Genomic DNA, 15,850 nt, shown 5'->3' with positions numbered 1-15,850 from the left:
ATTCCATGGTATTTAAAATAAAAAATCCAGTCATTGAGCAGCGAGCGGACCCACATGTCTATCTTCATCATGATGGGTATTATTATTTCACTGCATCGGTTCCTGAATATGATCGCATTGAACTCAGAAGGGCAAAAACACTTGCTGGATTGGCCGCAACCGATGAAATTGTGACGGTTTGGCACAAGCCGGATCATGGTCCTTATTCTGATTTAATCTGGGCGCCGGAGATCCACGCCATTGACGGGAGCTGGTATATCTACTTTGCGGCCGCGCCAAGTCGAGAAATTAAGGATGGTCTGTTTCAGCATCGGATGTATGTCATTCGTTGCGATGGAGAGAACCCGCTGGCGGAACCGTGGACATTTTGTGGGCAGGTCGATTCTGGGATCGATGCATTCTGTCTCGATGCCACGACATTTGAGCATCGGGGAACCCGGTATTATGTCTGGGCACAGAAAGAGCAAGAGATAGCCGGTAATTCCAATTTATACATTGCAGAAATGCTGTCACCGACAACATTAAAACTACCAGGCACTCGGTTATCGATACCTGAGTTTGACTGGGAAACACAAGGTTTCATGGTGAATGAAGGCCCGTATGTCCTGATTCGTCACGGAAAAGTCTGGCTGACATATTCTGCCAGTGCGACCGACGAACGTTACTGTATGGGGCTCTTACAAGCGGATGAGGATGCGGATTTACTTAACCCTGAAAATTGGTACAAATCGCCACATCCGGTTTTCGTGACCAATGTCAGCGACCATGTTTTTGGTCCCGGACACAGCTGCTTTACCCAAGATGAGCAGGGTAATGATATTTTGGTGTATCACGCTCGTGATTATACAGAGATTGAAGGGGATCCGTTATGGGACCCTAACCGCCATACCCGAATGAAACAGGTTCTCTGGGATGGTGAGCAACTAGTGCTTGGACAGGCTGAATAACATGTCTGAAGTTCAGCCCTGAGAAAGAACATCAACGCTAACCTACCGCTATGGGTGAGGAATCAAATGTGCTGCGTTAGCTGTGCACAGCAAACTGATTGCCCACCCATGTTGCATTTTGAGACGTGAGAAAAAATTTATATTTTTGATCTTCTTCATGTCACACAGTACCATCAATCTTATTCATCTCCTTTGAACAATCGATATTCCTTTGAATCATCGATATTGTGGTGAATGATATATTTCACAATGGCACATCAATACCTATATGAATTTAGTGCCGATATTCGGTATCAATTCATAATATGATACTTGGTGAATAATTAAGCGTTGGGTAAGTGAAGGATTACGATATAAAGTGACTCCTGTAACTTTTTTATTCTGTGAATTTTTATGACCTTGATTACACGTATTTTTCATGACGAAAAAAGGTTGTACTTGGGAATTTTTTGAGGAAATGATGATGAATCAGTTCTCTGTTCTTGGCTTCATTGCCTTTGGGGGAGCATTTGGTGCTTGCTCTCGATATTTGATTTCGGAACTTTGTGTCTTCTTATTCGGTAAAGGTTTTCCTTATGGAACCTTGACCGTGAATATTTTAGGCTCATTTATGATGGGGCTGTTAATTGCTGCGCTTCAAGGGGAACTGATTTCCGTTGAGCCATGGCGTCAAGTCATCGGATTGGGCTTCTTAGGCGCTTTGACGACTTTTTCTACGTTCTCCATGGATAATGTTTTACTGATGCAGCAAGGGGCATTCATCAAGTTTGGTCTGAATATTTTGTTGAATGTTATTTTGAGTATTTCTGCTGCGTGGGTTGGTTTTCAACTGATTACCAAAAGCTAAACTATTTTTTTACTTTGTTTAATCACACCCGTTCTCTATAATGTTTCTACTTGTCGGAGTGCCAAAAGGCTGAGACCGTTCATTCGGGATCCGTTGAACCTGATCAGGTTAATACCTGCGAAGGGAACAAGAGAGAATATTCAGGCTATATTACATTTCATCACAGCCTCTCTATTGTCCGAAAATCTGTCCGTATATCGTTATATTGTTTTCCTTACAATGCGATAATTGATTTTTACCTCTTGTCTATACGTCCTTCCGTCAAGCATTTATTTCTTAACCATTTACTGGAGAAAAATGCATGTCGAGCCGTAAACAATCCAGACTGGAAGCAAAGCAGTTTATCGAGAATATCCAGTCAACACCTTATCCCAATTCAACCAAAATTTATGTGCAAGGGTCTCGGGAAGATATCCGGGTACCGATGCGATCCATTCAACTTGCCGATAGTTTAGTCGGTCATGCGAAGGATGCTCCTATCTACGAGCCGAACGAATCGATTTGTGTCTACGACACTTCAGGGGTGTATACCGATCCGCAATATACAATCGATGTTTATCGAGGCTTACCGGCTTTGAGACAAGCATGGATAGAAGGGCGCTCTGATACGGAAAGGCTCGACCAAATGACCTCTGATTATGCGCAAGAGCGCCTTGCTGATAGCACACTAGATGATTTGCGATACAGTCATTTGCCGCTTATCCGCAAAGCGCTGCCCGGTCATTGTGTCACCCAACTCCATTATGCCCGGCGGGGGATTATCACCCCTGAAATGGAGTTTATTGCGATTCGTGAGAACATGCAGCGTCAGCAGTATCGCGATGAGCAATTGAACTTACAGCATCGGGGAGAAAGTTTCGGTGCGCATATACCGGAAGCGATCACCGCTGAATTTGTCCGCCGTGAAGTGGCGGAAGGGCGAGCGATCATTCCGGCAAATATCAACCATCCTGAATCCGAACCCATGATTATCGGGCGTAACTTTCTGGTCAAAGTGAATGCCAATATTGGCAATTCATCAGTCACATCCTCGATCGAAGAGGAAGTTGAGAAGCTCGTCTGGTCAACGCGCTGGGGCGCTGATACGGTGATGGATCTCTCCACTGGGCGCAATATACATGAGACGAGAGAGTGGATTTTACGCAATAGTCCTGTGCCTATCGGGACGGTTCCGATGTATCAAGCTTTGGAAAAAGTAAATGGTGTTGCCGAAAACCTGACTTGGGAAGTGATGCGCGACACATTGATTGAGCAAGCGGAGCAAGGCGTCGATTACTTCACGATTCATGCCGGCGTATTGTTGCGGTATGTTCCGATGACTGCAAAGCGAGTTACAGGGATAGTTTCCCGGGGCGGTTCTATCATCGCGAAGTGGTGTCTGGCCCATCATGAAGAAAACTTTCTTTATACCCGCTTCCGAGATATCTGTGAAATCTGTGCACAATATGATGTCTCACTCTCTCTGGGCGATGGACTCCGGCCCGGTTCTGTCGCTGATGCAAATGATGAAGCCCAGTTTTCTGAACTCAGAACACTTGGAGAACTGACCAAAATTGCATGGGAATATGATGTTCAGGTCATGATTGAAGGGCCCGGACATGTGCCAATGCATCTCGTCAAAGCGAATATGGAAGAACAGCTGCGCCATTGTTCGGAAGCACCGTTCTATACATTAGGCCCACTGACGACTGATATTGCCCCCGGATATGATCACATTACGTCTGGAATTGGTGCGGCCATGATTGGTTGGTACGGCTGTGCGATGCTCTGTTATGTCACACCCAAAGAGCATCTTGGGCTGCCAAATAAAGACGATGTGAAAACAGGATTAATCACCTACAAGCTTGCAGCCCATGCTGCGGATTTAGCAAAAGGGCACCCCGGTGCGCAAGTCAGAGATAATGCTTTATCAAAAGCGCGGTTTGAATTCCGCTGGGAAGACCAATTTAATCTGTCTTTAGATCCGGTTACCGCTCGCGCCTACCATGATCAAACCCTGCCTCAAGAGTCGGGAAAAGTCGCTCACTTTTGTTCTATGTGTGGCCCTAAATTCTGTTCAATGAAGATCTCTCAGGAAGTTCGTGAGTACGCGAAAGCACAGCTGGATAGTCATTCAGAACATGATCATGCCGTGAAAATCCAAATGCTAGACACTTCTTCAGATGATGAGCGTTCAGATCATGAGCGGCTGGCAGGCATGAAGCAAAAATCTCAAGAGTTTAAAGCGCAAGGTTCGGCATTATATCGTTTAGCTCAGGATACTGATCAGGAGGCGTAGAATGATTGGGCTACGCATTTCTAAAGCGCTTCTGACAGCGGAAATGAGTGTCTTGCTGAAGGAAGAGCTTCACCATTTCTTGACGGTTGCACAAACAGAAGGGTTAGCAGCAGCGGATACGAGTCTCTTTTTTGATGAGAATAACGTTGATGAGAATAGCGATGATGGTTGGTTCATCTGTCTCGGGTCAATCGATCTGAGAAAGCCGGACAAATATCATGGTGTCGTGGTGGGTAAACAAAGCGTCATGCTGACCGCAGAGGAGCTGCCGCAACAAAATATTCAGCAGCACTATCATGTGACCTACTGTGAGCAAATCAAGGATCAACTGCTGACGGATGGACGGAATGATCAGCCAAGGGTGTGGAAAACCAAACCGCTTTCCAAGATAAATCCGGAGGATGGCGGTGTTGTCAATCTTGCTGCTAATCATGTGATGATCGCGAGTTCACCACAGCCGGATGCGCCGCTCTCTGAACGATGGCTGGTGGGGGATGAAGTGTGTTCACTTTCTCCAGTTGCCCAGGCTGATGCATCAAACCTCATCTCTATATTGCAATACACATTCTCACAACATTCATTTGTCTCAAAGCATTTAGCTTGGTTTATCGGGGGATTGATTTTAGATTTTCCACTTGAAGATGCTTTAATCATTGCTCGGGCATCACTGAATGTTTCACGTGAAACATGGCCACGAAGTGCGCATGATTTCCCTGTGATTGCCGCAGTTACAGATGAAAATTTAGATATAGATGGCGATATAGAAAATACATCCGGAGAAAAGTCATCAACTGTCGTCGAGTTACCCATTTCAGAGACAGCGATTTCCGATACAAATGACAATTGGCACTACTTTAACGCGGTCAATGCTGCCGACTTGTCATTGTATCCTGTCGTTGATGACGTGATTTGGGTGGAGAAATTACTCCGCTTAGGCGTGAAGACTATCCAACTACGGATTAAAAATCCGCATCAAACCGACCTTGAGCAGCAGATTAAACAGGCCGTTTTGCTGGGGAAAACATATCAAGCACAAGTTTTCATTAATGACTACTGGCAATTGGCGATTCAATATCAGGCATTTGGTGTGCATCTGGGACAAGGCGATTTACCCACCGCAGATATTCAGGCGCTGCGCCATGCAGGGATTCGATTAGGAATTTCAACGCATGGCTACTGGGAAATTCTCAAGGCACAACAACTGCGACCAAGTTATATCGCACTCGGGCATATTTTCCCGACCACGACGAAACAGATGCCGTCTCAGCCTCAAGGTCTTGCCCGGTTACGGCTTTATCAACAGCTCGTCGATTCGATTGCCGAGGCTCATCATCGGGCGATTCCAACCGTTGCAATTGGCGGGATCGATTTAGAGAACGCCGCAACAGTTTTAGCACAGGGCGTTTCCAGTTTAGCTGTCGTTCGTGCCGTCACACAGGCGGCAAATACCGTGAGTGTTGTGGATGCCTTTCAGCGGTTATTTTTGTCGCCGGAAGGGGGGCTGTTGAGGAGAGCACCATTTCAGTCAGGGAGGAGAGACAATGGCATTACTCGATGATCATGCATTTCTTCGCTATCAGAGACAAATTGCTTTGCCGGAAATTGGCGAAACCGGCCAATGTGAGCTGAACAAAAAGCATGTTTTGATGATTGGATGCGGTGGACTCGGAGCCCATGTTTCATTGTATCTTGTCGGTGCCGGCATCGGTTCGATGGTTTTAGTGGATCATGATGCAGTTGAGCTCAGTAATTTGCATCGACAAATTGCTTACCGGGAAAGTGATATCGGCGCCAGAAAAGTGAGTGCGCTTGCCGGTCAATTGCGAAGTCTCAATCATGGATGCCGGATTCGGACTATCGATAAAAAACTGGATGATGAACAGCTTCAGCTTGAGGTGATGTTGGCCGATGTTGTGATCGATTGCAGTGACAACTTTCCGACGCGTCATCAAATCAATCGTATCTGTTATCAACAAAAGACAACCCTTGTCTCCGCATCTGCGATTGGCTGGGACGGGCAGTTATCCGTTCACCGTTTCTTAAGTAATACACCCTGTTATCGCTGCTTAGTTGGTGACACCGCGAATTATTCTCCGAAACGATGCCATGAGTCTGGTGTGTTAGGCCCGGTTGTCGGGGCGATTGCTGCGCTTCAGGCAATTCAGGTGATTCAACAACTATTGCAGGATATTCATCAGAACTCGCCTTTCACACCAGATAAAGCAAGCAACGAACTGTCAGAATTCATTCATTTTGATGGACGACGAATGCAGCTGAAATCTTTGCGCTATGGAAAAGATATCGCTTGTCCCGTCTGTGGTCATGATGATCGCGATGACAAGGGAAGATGAGATGAACATACAGATAATGCTTAATGAGGCAGTTTATACATTTCCTGCTGGTATCACATTAGCACAAGTGATCAGCCAACTTCATTTACCTGAACAGGGATGCGTTTTTGCACTGAATGAGCAAGTGATGACCAAAAGTCGATGGTCACAGGTGATGCTCAATGATGGTGATCAGATTTCGCTCTTTCAGGTCATCGCCGGAGGTTAAGTCAATGACAAGCAAAACACAGTTCAATCACGGAGCATCGCTCGACATGAATACACCGCTCAATATTGCAGACCGGACATTTGGTTCGCGTCTATTTACCGGAACCGGCAAATTTGCCAGTGCTGAAATAATGGTTGAAGCGATTCAAGCATCAGGGTCAGAAATGACAACCATGGCTTTGAAACGGCTCGATCTACAACATTCAAATGATAATATTCTGGCGCCCTTGAAAACGTTGAACCTGCATTTTCTCCCCAATACATCAGGTGCGAAAACAGCCAAAGAGGCAATCTTTGCTGCACACTTAACACGAGAAGCACTGCAAACAAACTGGATAAAACTCGAAATTCATCCGGATCCCAAGTATCTGCTGCCAGACCCCATTGAGACGCTTCGTGCCGCGGAACAGTTGGTCAATGATGGTTTTGTCGTTCTGCCTTACTGCCATGCAGATCCGGTATTATGCAAACGACTTGAAGATGTGGGGTGTGCCGCTGTGATGCCGCTTGGGGCTCCGATTGGTTCCAATCAGGGATTAGCGACCAAAGCTTTTCTGGAAATCATTATCGAGCAGGCCAATGTACCGGTTGTGGTTGATGCCGGTATTGGTCTGCCATCTCATGCGGCTCAGGCGATGGAAATGGGCGCGGATGCGGTGTTGATCAACACTGCGATTGCCAGTGCAGCCGATCCATTGATGATGGCGAGAGCCTTCAGACTGGCGGTCGAATCCGGACGAATGGCTTATGAGTCTGGTATCGGTGCTGCATCTTCTTATGCTGTGGCGACGAGTCCGCTGACTCAGTTTTTAGGGGAGGTGTGAGATGAGTTTTCTCGACGTTTTCCATCAATTTAACTGGGATGATGTGCGACTTTCACTCTATAGCAAAACATCTGCGGATGTGGAGCGTGCCTTGAGTAAAACTAAACGATCGTTAGAAGATTTTAAAGCGCTCATTTCGCCGGCTGCTGAGCCTTTTCTTGAGCAAATGGCCCAACAATCAATGGCTCTGACCAGGAAACGATTTGGTAACACGGTGGGATTTTATATCCCGCTATACCTCTCTAACCTGTGTTCCAACTCATGTACCTATTGCGGTTTTTCAATGGAGAATCGGCTGAAACGCAAAATATTGAGTCATCAGGATATCGACGCTGAAATCGCGGCGATTAAACAGATGAAATATGATAGCGTTTTACTGGTGACGGGTGAGCATGAAACGAAAGTTGGCTTATCGTATTTCGAGCAAGTTGTTCCTCAGGTTAAACAGCATTTTAACTATCTGGCGATGGAAGTTCAGCCGCTTGATACCGAGGCATATATTCAGCTGAAAACATTAGGTTTGGATGGGGTGATGGTTTATCAGGAAACATATCATCCTGCGACTTATGCTCAGCATCACTTGCGTGGTAACAAGACCGATTTTGAATATCGTTTACTCACGCCCGATCGACTTGGCAAAGCGGGCATTGATAAAATTGGCTTGGGCGCATTGATCGGGTTAGATGACTGGCGAACTGATATTTTTCATGTTGCTTTACATCTGGCCTATTTGGAAAAAACCTACTGGAAGTCTCGCTATTCGATCTCTTTTCCACGTTTGCGGCCGTGTGCTGGTGGTGTTGAACCTGTTTCTATCATGACGGATAGACAGCTGGTACAAACGATCTGTGCATTTCGCTTATTTGATCCAGAAGTTGAACTGTCGATCTCAACCCGGGAATCTCCAAGTTTCAGAGATAATGTTGTTCCTCTTGGTATTACTGCTATTTCTGCCGGCTCTAAAACCCAGCCGGGAGGATATGCCGATCAATCCTCAGCATTAGAGCAGTTTAGTGTTGGTGATGATCGTTCCGTCGAAGAGGTGGTGCAAGCGATTATCCATCAAGGACTGGAGCCGGTATGGCATGACTGGCACGCTGTATTTTCAGGCTAAGATTAAGAGCGGTGGACTTGGTTCTTTCAATGTTTCACGTGAAACATGAAGCCAAGTTCTCATCTGTTGTGAATACCGGCTCGTTTGAATATTTGTCAGCAAGTTAGAAGGATCAAGAGTGAAGTAAGTATGAGGTAAGCAGAAGAGAAGGCTTGTTATCGTGTTCAGGTGGTTGTGAACATAAACAGATGGAAGCCTTCTCCCTTTATTTCCCTTATCTTTCTCTGATCTATCATGCGCTATTTTTCCAGTCAGCACACGACCTTCGATCAGCACGTGGTCTTTCGTCAGAACTCGACATGGCTATGCCACTTTGGCGGTCTGATTATATTTACCAAGCAGTGCATGATAGAAATTATCATCACTGAGAATGCCAACAAACTGGCTATCCTCAACTAATACCACCGGGTGTCCTGTCAGATAGCGAATTTCAATCGCATCACGCATTTCTATGTCTGGTGACGCCAGAATAATGCAATGCCTGTCCAGGGTTGTGATGTCATAATGCTGATCCCAGTCAACGGTTCTGAGTGACTCCGCGCCTTGAATCACTAACTCGCCATTTTGATTTTCTAACCATAAATCATGATATTGAGAAACTTGCCAGCGTCCTTCCTGACGGGGCAGTTCATCAATCGGTTTCATCAGTGAACGCCCCTTGAGTACATTCAGGGGGTTGGTATGAGCAACGAATTCTCGGACATAGTCAGTTTTGGGTTGCAGAACGATCTCTTCAGGTCGGCTATGTTGGATCAGGCGACCTGACTCCATAATGGCGATGCGATTACCAATCTTTAAAGCTTCATCTAAATCATGGCTAACAAATAAAATCGTTTTGTTTAATTTTTTCTGTAAGGCGAGTAGTTCATCTTGCAGTTGGGCTCGAATGAGTGGGTCAAGGGCAGAGAAGGGCTCATCCATTAATAAAATATCACTGTCCATGGCAAAAGCTCGTGCGAGCCCCACGCGCTGCTGCATTCCTCCGGAAAGTTCATGCGGATATTTATTTTCCCAGTCGGCCAAGCCGACCATTTCGAGCTGACTGTGAGCATGTTGCCGTCGCTCTTTCTTGGCCATTCCTTGCATTTCAAGGCCAAAAGCCACATTGTCGAGGACCGATAACCAAGGCATGAGCGCAAACGTTTGAAACACCATCGACACGCGTTGCGTTCTGAGCGTGCGTAATGTCTCTGCACTACAGTTTGCAACATCAACGGAATCTTGGCCGTGTTTGACTTTTAGCGAGCCTCGGGTGATAGGGTTGAGTCCATTGACGGCACGGAGCAGACTTGATTTACCAGAGCCCGATAATCCCATCAGAACACAGATTTCACCTTCTTTCACGGTCAGACTGACATTGTTTACTCCAACCACTAATCCTGTTTCATCAATAATCTCTTGGCGAGTTTTACCTTGATCGAGCAGTACTGTCGCTTTTTCTGCATGTCGACCAAAAACAACATCCAGATTTTCAATCGTAATGGCGTCCGCTGCGGCATGATTTACATGTTGATTCATCTGATTACTCCTTGGTCTGATTTGGTGTTTTACACAGTCGATCAAGGATGATGGCAACCAATACAATGGCGAGCCCGGCTTCAAATCCTTGTGAAATATTAACGGTATTCAATGCTCGAACTACAGGTTTACCTAAACCGTCGGCTCCGACCAATGCTGCAATTACAACCATCGACAGAGACAACATAATGCACTGCGTTACACCCGCCATAATGCTGGGCATTGCTGCCGGAAGTTCGACTTTAAATAACAGCTTCATATGGCTGGCACCAAATGCTTTCCCTGCTTCGATTAATTCTTCCGGCACACGAACAATCCCCAGATAAGTGAGACGAATGGGTGATGCAATAGCAAAGATAATTGTCGAAATTAATCCGGGTACGACACCAAGACCGAATAACACCAGCGTCGGGATTAAGTAAACGAAAGTCGGTACGGTTTGCATCAGATCCAAAATTGGCCGAATCGCGGTATACAACCAGGGCCGATGAGCTGCCATGATGCCAATGGGGACGCCGATCAATACTGAAATGGTTGTTGCAGAGAATACCAGCACGAAAGTTTCCAGCATTTCTTGCCAGTAGCCGAGGTTAAGAATCAGCAATAGAGAGGCCACGATAAAGATGACTAAAGATATCCGACGGTGAAGCCACCAAGCTAATGCGGCAGTGATCAAAATCGGAATTGCAGGCGGCATCGATTGGAAAATACCAACCAGAAACATAATCACTGTCTCAAGGGTGTATGAAATTGTGTCAAAAAAAACAGCCGCATGGATGGTTAACCAATCGACGAATGACGCCATCCACTGACCGAGCGGAATTTTATACTCTGTAATGAAGTTATTCACAATAAGGTCCCTCACCGGTGCCGATTGAACTACACCGGTTGTTAATGATGGTATTCAATAGATATATGATTAACTGGCGTGTAAATATTGAAGTAATGCGGCTTTGCCAGGCTTGCCATCCAGTGTTGTAACACCATCAAGCCATTGTTCTAAAATGTTTAAATTGGATTTTAACCAAGCTTTTGCAGCATGTTGCGGGGGCATTTTTTTGTTGAGGATATCGTCCATGATCTGGTTCTCCATTGTGAGGCTGAACTGCAGATTTTTAAGCAATTGACCCACATTCGGACATTGTGAGGTATAGCCCTTACGAACGTTGGTATAAACTGTTGCACCGCCATAGTTCGGGCCAAAATAGTCATCTCCGCCAGCAAGGTAAGCGATTTTAAAATTGTTATTCATGGGATGAGGCGCCCAGCCGAGAAAAACAATCCACTGATGACGACGAATGGCGCGGGCAACTTGTGACACCATGCCGGCTTCACTCGATTCAATCAGATTAAAATCTTTCAACTGAAACGCATTGGTATCGATCATCTTTTGAATCAGTCGATTCCCATCATTTCCGGGCTCAATACCGTAGATTCGATTGTGAAATTTACTGGAAAATTTCGCTAAATCGGCAAAGTTATGCACGCCAGCATCATAGATATACTGAGGGATAGCAAGGGTATATTTCGCGCCGGTTAAGTTTGCCCGAACCTGCTCGACACGGCCGCTATCAAGATATTTTTTGATATCACCTTCCATTGTTGGCATCCAGTTCCCCAGAAAGACATCGACGTCGCCATTGGCCATTGAGGAATACGTCACAGGAACCGAAAGCAAATCGGTCTTGGTTTGATAACCCAGGCCGTGCAATATCTCCGTTGTGACTGCGGTTGTTGATGTGATATCTGTCCATCCCACATCGGAAAAATGGACCATTTCGCAACTGTCCGCAGCATAGCTTTGCGCAGCGCAGCATAGACTGAGGCTGAAAGCTGCAATTTTCGTAATAAGAGGCCATTTTCTGAAATTCATAGTCTTTCCTTCCTATTCATCATTTCATTTCTGTACGGATACAGAAGTGAGTTGAGGCTGAGTCGTCCGTTGTTCTGTCTGCCAGTCTTTCGCTATCCATACCGGAGCGTCAGAGGCGGGGAGTGGGGTTTTGCCTAAAATAAAATCAGCTGCCCGTTCTGCAACCATCATGGTGGGTGCATTTAAGTTGCCGTTGGTAATGGTGGGAAATATTGACGAGTCCACGATACGTAGCTGGTCAATACCAATTACTTTGCACTGAGAATCGACGACCGCCATCGGGTCATCCGTGCTGCCCATTTTGCAGGTGCAAGAAGGGTGATAAGCACTTTCGACATTTTCTCTGACCCATTGGTCAATCGCGGCATCACTTTCAATATCGATACCGGGCTGAATCTCATCGCCACGGTAGGCGGCGAATGCCGGTTGAGCAATAATCTCCCGGGTCAGGCGGATACAATCACGCCAGTCCTGTCGGTCTTGTGCTGTCGAGAGGTAGTTAAATTCAATCCTCGGTTTGATATGCGGATCAGCCGTAGTAATCCGTATCGTGCCCCGGCTTTGTGGTTTGTTGGGGCCAACGTGAACCTGAAAACCGTGTCCGGCAAATGCCGCCCGGCCATCATAACGCATCGCAGCCGGCAGAAAGTGATACTGGATATTCGGCCACTTCAGTCCCGATCTGGAGCGAATAAAAGCACAAGATTCAAAATGGTTGGTTGCACCGAGCCCTTGATGGGTGAGGATCCACTGCGCCCCGATGAATCCTTTGCTGATGAGTCCTAACTTACTGTTGAGGGTGATGGGTTGTTTGCATTGATACTGAAAATAGACTTCAAGGTGATCCTGAAGATTTTCGCCAACCCCTGCGAGTGCGTGATTTACTTTGACGCCGGCAGCTTCTAAGACACCTCCCGGACCAATCCCCGAACATTGCAGCAGTTGCACTGACCCGACAGAACCGGCTGATGAAATCACTTCGGCATTGGCATAAGCGCTTTGGATAGCGCCTTGGTATTCAAATTCAACTCCGATCGCTTTCTTGCCCTCGAGCAGAATTTTTCTCGCGACCACATGCTTCAACAAGGTCAGGTTGGTGCGTTTTAATGCGCGCTTGAGATAAGCATTGGCTGTGGAGGCCCGAACACCGTGATCAACGGTCATATGCATCGGGCCGAAGCCTTCTTGCTGATAGCCGTTATAATCAATCGTTTTTGGGTAACCCGCTTCGATACCCGCCTGAATAAATGCAGTATAGAGCGGGTTAAGTTTCATCTCGTTGCCGTTACACGTCGCAACCGGACCATCTTGACCACGGTACTGATCGCCGCCACCTGACCAAGATTCGGCACGTTTGAAATAGGGCAGGCAATTGGCATAATTCCAGCCTGTTGCACCTTGTGCTTCCCATTCATCAAAATCACAGGCATGACCGCGAACATAAACCATGCCGTTGATTGACGAACTGCCACCCAAAACCTTACCTCGGGGGCAGTGGAGTCGGCGGCCATCCAGTCCTTTCTCGGGAACTGTTTCAAATTGCCAAGCATACTTCGGGGTATTCATCGGATAGGAGAGTGCCGTTGGCATTTGAATGAAGATACTTTTGTCACTGCCTCCGGCTTCGAGAAGCAAGACGTTGTATTCCCCGGATTCGGTTAATCGATCAGCCAGAATACAACCGGCTGATCCGGCACCGACAATGATATAATCAAATTGCTGTTTCATCTGTAGAATCCTGATACGGGTAAGGGCTTTCAAAGTTGCCTAACTCGACAAAGACACTCTTGGTTTGTGTATAGTGAGTTAGTGTCTCGAGGCCATTCTCTCGGCCTATCCCTGAGTTTTTGTATCCCCCGACAGGCATTTCCGCCGGTGAGTTCCCCCAGGTGTTAATCCAGCAGATACCGGCCTGAAGTTGATGAATGATGCTATGCGCGCGTGATATATCACGGGTAAACACGCCTGCCGCTAATCCGTAAGCGCTATCATTCGCCCGTTGAATCACATCTGCTTCATCTGAGAATTTCATCACTGCCATGACCGGGCCGAAGATTTCATGCTGAACCAGTGCCATGGTTTCATCGCAGTCATAGAAGACCGTTGGTGCCACAAAATTACCTTTGTCCAAGCCGTTTTCTGTGAGTTGAATGCCACCGGTCAGAAGTTTCGCGCCACCGTCATGGGCCTCATGAATGGCTGCCATCACCTGGCGACAATGTTTTTTGGAAATCAGTGCGCCGACTTGTGTTGCCATATCCATTGGATCGCCGATAATCAGTTGCTCTGTACGGGCTTTTAGTTGTTGTAGGAAATCCGCGTAGATTGATTCGTGGACGAATACGCGCGTGCCATTGGTACAGACTTCACCCTGTGTGTAGAAATTGGCAACCATTGCCGCTGATACCGCTTGAGTGAGTGGGGCATCATCAAAGATCAACAGTGGCGATTTTCCGCCAAGTTCCATCGTGACAGACTTGAGAGTCCGGGCGCTGTTTGCCATGACTTTTTTGCCTGTTTCGACCTCGCCGGTAAAAGAGACCTTGGCTATGTCAGGGTGAGATGTCAGTTGCTCTCCGACCTGACCATCACCCTGAACGATATTGAACACACCATCGGGAACGCCCGCTTCGGTATAAATTTCAGCGAGCTCAAGGGCTGTCAGCGGTGTTTCTTCTGAAGGCTTGAATATCATTGCATTACCAGCCGCAAGAGCCGGTGCCGATTTCCACATGGCAATCTGGATGGGATAGTTCCAGGCACCGATGCCCGCACAGATACCCAGCGGTTCCTGACGGGTATAGAAAAACTGATGGTGTGTCAGTGGTTGTTGTGTACCGACTAAAGTCGGCGCCAGGCCTGCATAGTATTCAATGACATCAGCACCGGTGACGATATCGACTTCAATTGCTTCTTGTAATGGTTTGCCGGTATCGAGCACTTCCAGTTTCGCCAGCGCATCATTTTTTTCTCTGAGGAGCCTGACGGCTTTAAGCAGAATTCGGCTCCGTTCTATCGCAGTCATCGCTGACCAGCGGGCAAACCCTTGCTTCGCCGATGTGACCGCTGCTTCAATATCCTGCGCAGAGGCTTGTCCAAGTTCAGCAAGCACTTCGCCGGTTGCTGGGTTATACGACGTAAATGTTTTTCCGGAAGTGGCGTTGCATCGTTTTCCATGGATATACAGTGATTTCATTGTTGGGCCCTAACCTTGCTGTTGTTGTGGTACCAAATTTGTTTGTCCAGATAATCGTTAATGACGGTTTTGGCAAACGCAGCATCAATGCCTTTTGGATTTAATGCGCCTCGTAGCCAGATACCATCAATCAGTGCTGCAATGCCATGGGCAACGGATAATGCTTGTGGTTGAGGGATTAAGGCTTTCAATTCGATTTTGAGGTGTGAAATCAAACGTTTTTCATTGACGCGCTGAAGTCTGTGGAGCTGGGGGGAATGCATCGCGTAAGACCAGAATGCCAGCCATGTTTTGACCACTTCACTCTCGGTCTGAAATTCGCTGAAATTGCCATCAATAATGGCGTTGATACGCTCATAATGAGCATCGGGCGGGAGCTGTTTTAAAGCTGTGGTAATCACTCGGGAATGTTCACGCAAAATGGCGCGCATCGTTTCTTCGAGCAATCCTTGTTTTCCACCGAAGTAATGATTGATGATGCCAGTGGAAACGCCCGCTTCTTTACTGATCAGCGAGATACTTGCACCGTGTAATCCGACTCGTTCGATCACATTCATCGTCGCCTGAACGAGTTGCGGTTTACGGATATCTGGCATGCCGAGCTTAGGCATAGAGTCTCCATGTTTTTTAATTGAACGATTAATTAACAAAAAGCTAACATGGAAATTATTTCGATTTCAAATCTTTTTTGATTA

The 15,850-nt window shown here is 46.7% G+C and carries 14 protein-coding genes and 1 riboswitch; of the genes, 8 read left to right on the top strand and 6 right to left on the bottom strand.

From position 1 onward, the window contains the following. Nucleotides 1–5 precede the first annotated feature (5 nt). The 8 genes from MKS89_RS15430 to thiH all read left to right on the top strand — a co-directional run bounded on the left by MKS89_RS15430 (nt 6) and on the right by thiH (nt 8,568). Nucleotides 6–947, top strand: coding sequence for a glycoside hydrolase family 43 protein (locus MKS89_RS15430; protein ID WP_072959244.1), 942 nt, complete (start codon nt 6–8; stop codon nt 945–947). A 463-nt stretch (nt 948–1,410) separates the two neighbouring features. Continuing rightward, on the top strand, nt 1,411–1,794 hold the full coding sequence (gene crcB / locus MKS89_RS15425; RefSeq protein ID WP_021021265.1) for a fluoride efflux transporter CrcB: 384 nt from the start codon (nt 1,411–1,413) through the stop codon (nt 1,792–1,794). Between the two features lie 44 nt (nt 1,795–1,838). Then, nucleotides 1,839–1,937, top strand: a riboswitch (TPP riboswitch). A gap of 158 nt (nt 1,938–2,095) precedes the next feature. After that, nucleotides 2,096–4,072, top strand: coding sequence for a phosphomethylpyrimidine synthase ThiC (gene thiC, locus MKS89_RS15420; protein ID WP_072959247.1), 1,977 nt, complete (start codon nt 2,096–2,098; stop codon nt 4,070–4,072). 1 nt (nt 4,073) lies between these two features. Further along, nucleotides 4,074–5,630 (top strand): thiamine phosphate synthase, encoded by a 1,557-nt coding sequence (gene thiE / locus MKS89_RS15415; RefSeq protein WP_072959249.1) that lies wholly within the window; start codon nt 4,074–4,076, stop codon nt 5,628–5,630. Further along, the gene (locus MKS89_RS15410; RefSeq protein ID WP_072959251.1) at nt 5,614–6,423 is read left to right on the top strand and encodes a HesA/MoeB/ThiF family protein; all 810 of its coding nucleotides are present in this window, start codon (nt 5,614–5,616) and stop codon (nt 6,421–6,423) included. Before thiE ends, MKS89_RS15410 begins: the two co-directional genes overlap by 17 nt. Before the next feature lies 1 nt (nt 6,424). Next, nucleotides 6,425–6,631, top strand: a complete 207-nt coding sequence (thiS, locus tag MKS89_RS15405; RefSeq protein WP_021021261.1) for a sulfur carrier protein ThiS — start codon at nt 6,425–6,427, stop codon at nt 6,629–6,631. 46 nt (nt 6,632–6,677) lie between these two features. Further along, nucleotides 6,678–7,454 carry a thiazole synthase gene (locus MKS89_RS15400; RefSeq protein ID WP_072959561.1) on the top strand — a complete coding sequence of 259 codons (777 nt, stop codon included), beginning with the start codon at nt 6,678–6,680 and terminating at the stop codon, nt 7,452–7,454. 1 nt (nt 7,455) lies between these two features. Beyond that, complete coding sequence (thiH, locus tag MKS89_RS15395; RefSeq protein ID WP_072959254.1) at nt 7,456–8,568, top strand: 2-iminoacetate synthase ThiH; 1,113 nt, start codon at nt 7,456–7,458, stop codon at nt 8,566–8,568. A 303-nt stretch (nt 8,569–8,871) separates the two neighbouring features. Here the strand turns inward: thiH and choV are convergent, their stop codons facing one another. The 6 genes from choV to betI all read right to left on the bottom strand — a co-directional run bounded on the left by choV (nt 8,872) and on the right by betI (nt 15,766). Then, entirely contained in the window at nt 8,872–10,086 is a 1,215-nt protein-coding gene (gene choV, locus MKS89_RS15390) for a choline ABC transporter ATP-binding protein (protein ID WP_072959257.1), read from the bottom strand. Nucleotides 10,087–10,090: 4 nt separating this feature from the next. Further along, the gene (gene choW, locus MKS89_RS15385; RefSeq protein WP_373636456.1) at nt 10,091–10,891 is read right to left on the bottom strand and encodes a choline ABC transporter permease subunit; all 801 of its coding nucleotides are present in this window, start codon (nt 10,889–10,891) and stop codon (nt 10,091–10,093) included. A 114-nt stretch (nt 10,892–11,005) separates the two neighbouring features. Continuing rightward, the gene (locus MKS89_RS15380) at nt 11,006–11,959 is read right to left on the bottom strand and encodes a choline ABC transporter substrate-binding protein (RefSeq protein WP_072959262.1); all 954 of its coding nucleotides are present in this window, start codon (nt 11,957–11,959) and stop codon (nt 11,006–11,008) included. Between the two features lie 24 nt (nt 11,960–11,983). Then, on the bottom strand, nt 11,984–13,687 hold the full coding sequence (gene betA, locus MKS89_RS15375) for a choline dehydrogenase (RefSeq protein WP_072959264.1): 1,704 nt from the start codon (nt 13,685–13,687) through the stop codon (nt 11,984–11,986). Then, on the bottom strand, nt 13,671–15,155 hold the full coding sequence (gene betB / locus MKS89_RS15370; RefSeq protein ID WP_072959266.1) for a betaine-aldehyde dehydrogenase: 1,485 nt from the start codon (nt 15,153–15,155) through the stop codon (nt 13,671–13,673). The genes betA and betB overlap by 17 nt, the downstream gene beginning before the upstream one ends. Further along, a complete protein-coding gene (gene betI, locus MKS89_RS15365; RefSeq protein WP_072959269.1) occupies nt 15,152–15,766 on the bottom strand; it encodes a transcriptional regulator BetI in 615 nt (204 codons plus the stop codon). Before betI ends, betB begins: the two co-directional genes overlap by 4 nt. Nucleotides 15,767–15,850 lie beyond the last annotated feature (84 nt).

This window comes from Vibrio gazogenes (assembly GCF_023920225.1).
Taxonomy (GTDB): Bacteria; Pseudomonadota; Gammaproteobacteria; order Enterobacterales; family Vibrionaceae; genus Vibrio; species Vibrio gazogenes.
Note: the sequence above shows the minus strand (reverse complement) of the source record. Positions and strands in the feature narration are given on the sequence as shown.